The sequence below is a fragment of the Chryseobacterium sp. S0630 genome (assembly GCF_024158915.1).
GTDB lineage: Bacteria > Bacteroidota > Bacteroidia > Flavobacteriales > Weeksellaceae > Chryseobacterium.
The window spans coordinates 1-1,476 of sequence record NZ_JAMZGF010000119.1 but is presented as its reverse complement, the minus strand read 5'-3'; the positions used below and the strand labels follow the sequence as shown (position 1 = coordinate 1,476).

Here is a 1,476-nt window from a genome sequence, read left to right as displayed (position 1 = left end):
AAAAAAATCATCCTAAAAAAATAATATGGGTAGTTTATAAACAAAAACCGCCTCAAGGAAAATGAGACGGCTTCTCTCTATTTTTATCTTGGTAATCTGCTTGCTCTTTTCAGAAGTTCCTTATTGATTTCGTTGATCAGTTCCGGACCTTCATAAATAAATCCTGTGTACAACTGAACCAGTGTAGCTCCTGCATCTAACTTCTCCATCGCATCTTTAGCAGAGTGGATTCCTCCTACTCCAATGATTGGGAATGCTCTGTTGCTTTTATCAGCAAGGTATTTGATCATTTTTGTACTTCTCTCACGGATAGGTTTTCCGCTTAATCCACCATTTCCGATCTGTTCTAAAACTTCCGGAGAGGTTTTCAGACCTTCTCTGTTCACTGAAGTATTGGACACTACGATACCATCAATTTTTGTTTCTGCAATCAGTTCAATGATTTCATCCAATTGATTGTTATTCAGATCCGGTGCAATTTTCAGGAGTATAGGTTTCTGTACAGATTTTGACTGGTTTATTTTTTTCACTTCTGTAATCAGCTCTCTCAGATAGTCTACATCTTCCAGCTTGGCGTGGCTTCCAACATTCGGGCAGCTTACATTCAGGACAAAGTAATCTACATGAGGATGAAGACCTTCAAAGCAGTCTAAGTAATCCTGGGTATAATTTTCCGGGCTTGTATCTGTATTTTTCCCGATGTTTCCACCGATGATTATTTTCCCTTTATTGGATTTCAGTTTTTCAATAGCTGCTTCAAGACCATCATTGTTGAATCCCATTCTGTTGATGATTCCGCCATCTTCAATAAGACGGAACAATCTTTTCTTGGGATTTCCGGCCTGCGCTCTTGGAGTTACCGTCCCGATTTCTACAAATCCAAATCCAAGGTCTCCCAATTCGTTAAATAACACTGCATTTTTATCGAAACCGGCAGCCAGTCCTACAGGATTTTTAAATTTCAATCCGAAAACTTCTCTTTCCAGACGTTTGTCTTCAATTGGTTTTGGTAAAAACAGTTTGGTAAGAAATCCAAAATTTTTAAGCATTGAAAATGTAAAATGATGAACTTCTTCAGGATCAAATTTGAAAAGGATCGGACGAATGAGCGATTTGTACATTGAAAAAAAGTTTTACAAAATTACTCATTTTAAAATTAATCGCAGATTATCCTATGATATTTTATCAAAATATCTGATCTACAGTATCTATAAGCTGGAAACAAATCTATGTACGTTGCAAATGAGTAAGTTATTTTAACGCTACGATCGCAAAGAAATATCACCATCCTGAAACATTTGGATTCGCAAGGGCGCTTCACTAAGCGAAGTGCACATTATAAATCCTTGCTGAACGAAGTGCCCTTGCGATCGGAAATAAAAACCATGTATTAGTTAAACTTTGCGAGCATTGCGTTAAAACAATAGAAGCAGAGAAATACCTTCCCCAACCTTGTCAAGGTTATTTAAAATCTTA

1 protein-coding gene is annotated in these 1,476 nt (G+C 37.0%); it reads right to left on the bottom strand.

Annotated features, from left to right (window positions below):
- Positions 1-83 precede the first annotated feature (83 nt).
- Entirely contained in the window at positions 84-1,121 is a 1,038-nt protein-coding gene (locus NK356_RS23995) for a quinone-dependent dihydroorotate dehydrogenase (protein ID WP_253318244.1), read from the bottom strand.
- Positions 1,122-1,476 lie beyond the last annotated feature (355 nt).

Excerpts from the sequence above, each read along its gene's own strand:
- NK356_RS23995 (WP_253318244.1), bottom strand. The coding sequence starts at position 1,121 with ATGTACAAATCGCTCATTCGTCCGATCCTTTTCAAATTTGATCCTGAA.